Genomic DNA, 3,529 nt, shown 5'->3' with positions numbered 1-3,529 from the left:
CCAGCCGAGATGGAAAAGAAAATCATCCATAAACTCTATTATGGGCATTTCTTTTGTCATGTGTTCCATCAGGACTATATTCTTAAAAAGGGCAATGACCCGCTAGAAATGGAACATCAAATGTGGAAATTACTCGATGCGCGTCGTGCTGAATATCCGGCAGAGCATAATGTTGGGCACCTTTACATTGCCAAACCTGCATTAGCCAATTTCTATCAAAAACTCGACCCAACCAACAGCTTTAACGTAGGTATTGGACATACCTCAAAACTGAAGTATTGGGGCAAGGCTAAATCTTAATATCGAAATATAAAAAAGGCGCCGAAGCGCCTTTTTTTATAGATGTCTTATGCAGCTTCTACAGATTTAGCAAGTACTTCTGCAACTGCTTTAGCAACAGTGTAAACATTGTTCATGTTTAAACCTGCTACACAAATACGACCACTACGTACTAAGTAGATTGCATATTCTTCACGCAAGATATCAACTTGCTCAGCAGTTAAACCTGTGTAGCTGAACATACCTTTTTGGTTTACAAGGTAGCTAAAGTCACGGTCTGGTAATGCTTTGGTGAGTTCGTCTTTCAAGATGCTACGCATTTTGATAATACGCTCACGCATCTCTTTCACTTCACCTTGCCATTGTTGGTTAAGTTCAGCGTCATTTAACACTTCATCAACTAGCCAAGCACCTGTTGTAGGAGGGCTAGAGTAAATACGGCGTACAGTCGCTTTTAACTGACCGAATGTGCACTGAGCAGCTTCTGCATCGTCACATACGAAAGTTAAGCCGCCAACACGCTCGCCATATAAAGAGAAGATTTTAGAGAATGAGTTGCTCACAATGAAGTTTAGACCCGCTTGGTCTAAAGCACGGATTGCATACGCATCTTCTTCCATACCGTCACCAAAACCTTGGTAAGCGATGTCTAGGAATGGAATAAGGTTACGATCTTTTAATACTGCAATCACTTGGTCCCACTGCGCTGGGTTTAAGTCAGCACCCGTTGGGTTGTGGCAGCATGGGTGCAATAACACAATGCTTTGCTCAGGCAAAGTTTTAAGTGTAGAAAGCATACCGTCAAAATCTACACCACGCGTTTCGTTATCGAAATATGGGTAGAAATGAGTCTTGATGCCAGCGCCATTGAAAATCGCAACGTGGTTATCCCAAGTTGGTTGGCTTACCCAAACGTCAGAATTTGGGAAATAAGTTTTTAAGAAATCTGCACCAACTTTCAATGCACCTGAACCACCAAGCGTTTGGATGGTTACAGCACGACCAGCTTTAACTGCTGGGCTGTTTGCACCAAATAAAAGTGCTTGAATTGCTTCACGGTAAGGTTTGAAGCCTTCCATTGGCAAATAAAGTTTGGTTTTACCGTTTTTAGGCTCGATACGCTTTTGCGCTTCAATAATGGTCTCTAACTGAGGAACAATACTGTCTTCGTTATAGTAAAGACCAATACTCAAGTTTACTTTTCCAGAACGAGTATCAGCATTGAACTGTTCCATTAAAGAGAGAATTGGGTCGCCTGCGTATGGGGGGATATGTTGAAACATCAAAAAAGTCCTTTCATTCAACAATATGCATAGTGCTGGGTTTTTTCTGTCTCGAAAAATACGCCACAACTATGTCGATGTTCAATAATGTATCAATAAAGCTACCGTGAAGCACCTGATAATTTCACTAATATCGATATTTTCTGGATGAAAATGATTAAAAGATTTAAAAGAAATTACGGTAAATAGATACTAATTTATAACTCATGCTTTCATTCAAGCAGATTGTCTACAATCTTGCTGTAATACATTGGTTGTAGACTAAAGTTTGAAACAAAAGATTAGAGGTCGAAAAGCAGCTAAAAAAGTGCCATAAATCTATAGGTAAAATAATATTAAATATCTGTTTTATAAATACTAATTAGTAAGTGGTTTAGTGGTTTAAATGTAAGGTGAGAGAACAGGCCAAACGATAAAAATTGACCTGATGCGTTCTGTAAAGTGTCAACAATCACCTTGATTTTTTTCATTCATCCCGCTATAAAACTCATAATTGATTAAAAATTGTCGACAATATGCAAGATTTGACCTTCGCACCAGAGCCTTTACAGAGTCAGGGAAGAACACTGACCGAGAATGTATTTAAACAAATACAGACGGCGATTGTTTTGGGTCAAATTCCGGCGGGTAGCAAAATTTCTGAGCCTGAACTGGCGCGAACTTATGGCATTAGTCGTGGGCCTTTGCGTGAAGCGATTCATCGCCTTGAAGGACAGCGTTTGGTTGAGCGTACTGCACATGTGGGCGCGCGCGTGGTTTCGCTTTCACTGCAACAGTTTAAAGAGCTTTACCAGATTCGTGCGTCTTTAGAAGGTTTGGCTTGCAAACTTGCAGCGCAGCATATTGATAAAAAGCAAATCTTGGCACTACGTGATGTTTTGCGTATGCATGCCGAAGATGAAAACTTTAAAGCAGGTAAAGGATATTACTTGCAAGAAGGGCAGGACGATTTTCACTACTGCATTATCAAAAGTAGTGGCAATAAAACCCTAGAAAAAATGCTATGTGATGAGCTTTATCACCTCATTCGTATGTACCGAATTCAATTTTCAAACACACCCGATCGTCCGAGCAAAGCTTGGGACGAACACATCCGTATTTTAGATGCAATTGCAGAAGGTGATGGTGAACTTGCCGAGCTGCTGATGCATCGACATATCAATGCTTCTTACAAAATTATTGAGCAAACACTGCTACAAGCACAAGGAGAACATAACAATGGCTAAACAATCCGCAGGTCAGCTATTTCGCGATGCAGTAGCCCAAGAAAAGCCATTACAAGTGGTTGGAACCATCAACGCCAATCATGCACTTTTGGCAAAACGTGCAGGTTATAAAGCGATTTACTTATCAGGTGGTGGTGTAGCCGCTGGTTCTTTAGGCTTACCTGATTTGGGAATTAGTAACCTTGATGATGTGTTGACAGACGTACGCCGTATTACCGATGTATGTGATCTTCCATTATTAGTTGATGCCGACACAGGTTTTGGTGCTTCTGCATTTAACATTGCCCGTACTACAAAAGCACTGATCAAGTTTGGTGCTGCGGCAATGCACATTGAAGACCAAGTGGGCGCAAAACGTTGTGGTCACCGTCCAAACAAAGCCATTGTGACTCAAGAAGAAATGGTTGACCGTATTAAAGCCGCGGTTGATGCACGTGGTGATGACAGCTTCGTGATTATGGCACGTACCGATGCATTGGCCGTAGATGGCTTACAAGCTGCAATTGACCGTGCGGGTGCCTACATTGAAGCGGGTGCAGACATGTTGTTCCCTGAAGCAATTACCGAGCTTGATATGTACAAGCAATTTGCTCAGAAGACTGGTGCACCGATTTTGGCAAATATTACTGAGTTTGGTTCTACACCACTGTTTACCACTGAAGAATTGGCATCTGCCGATGTAAGCCTTGTGCTTTATCCGTTATCTGCTTTCCGTGCCATGAACAAGGCAGCTGAAACTGT

At 41.5% G+C, this 3,529-nt stretch carries 4 protein-coding genes and 1 pseudogene; 3 read left to right on the top strand and 2 right to left on the bottom strand.

From position 1 onward, the window contains the following. Nucleotides 1-300: pseudogene (locus UC75_RS22320) on the top strand (D-lactate dehydrogenase); the annotation flags it as partial. A 47-nt stretch (nt 301-347) separates the two neighbouring features. Here UC75_RS22320 and UC75_RS17450 read toward each other — a convergent pair. Together UC75_RS17450 and UC75_RS19105 are read right to left on the bottom strand one after the other, a co-directional pair. Next, complete coding sequence (locus UC75_RS17450) at nt 348-1,562, bottom strand: aromatic amino acid transaminase (protein WP_005309021.1); 1,215 nt, start codon at nt 1,560-1,562, stop codon at nt 348-350. Nucleotides 1,563-1,897: 335 nt separating this feature from the next. After that, entirely contained in the window at nt 1,898-2,032 is a 135-nt protein-coding gene (locus tag UC75_RS19105) for a hypothetical protein (RefSeq protein ID WP_128825350.1), read from the bottom strand. A 45-nt stretch (nt 2,033-2,077) separates the two neighbouring features. Between UC75_RS19105 and UC75_RS17445 the strand changes: the two genes are divergently transcribed. Both UC75_RS17445 and prpB read left to right on the top strand, forming a co-directional pair. Then, a complete protein-coding gene (locus tag UC75_RS17445) occupies nt 2,078-2,788 on the top strand; it encodes a GntR family transcriptional regulator (protein ID WP_001153627.1) in 711 nt (236 codons plus the stop codon). Beyond that, nucleotides 2,781-3,529 (top strand): methylisocitrate lyase (prpB, locus tag UC75_RS17440; protein WP_228137481.1); only part of this gene is annotated, 749 nt, incomplete at its 3' end. The genes UC75_RS17445 and prpB, both read left to right, overlap by 8 nt.

Source organism: Acinetobacter sp. V2, from assembly GCF_001188385.1.
Taxonomy (GTDB): Bacteria; Pseudomonadota; Gammaproteobacteria; order Pseudomonadales; family Moraxellaceae; genus Acinetobacter; species Acinetobacter oleivorans.
Note: the sequence above shows the minus strand (reverse complement) of the source record. Positions and strands in the feature narration are given on the sequence as shown.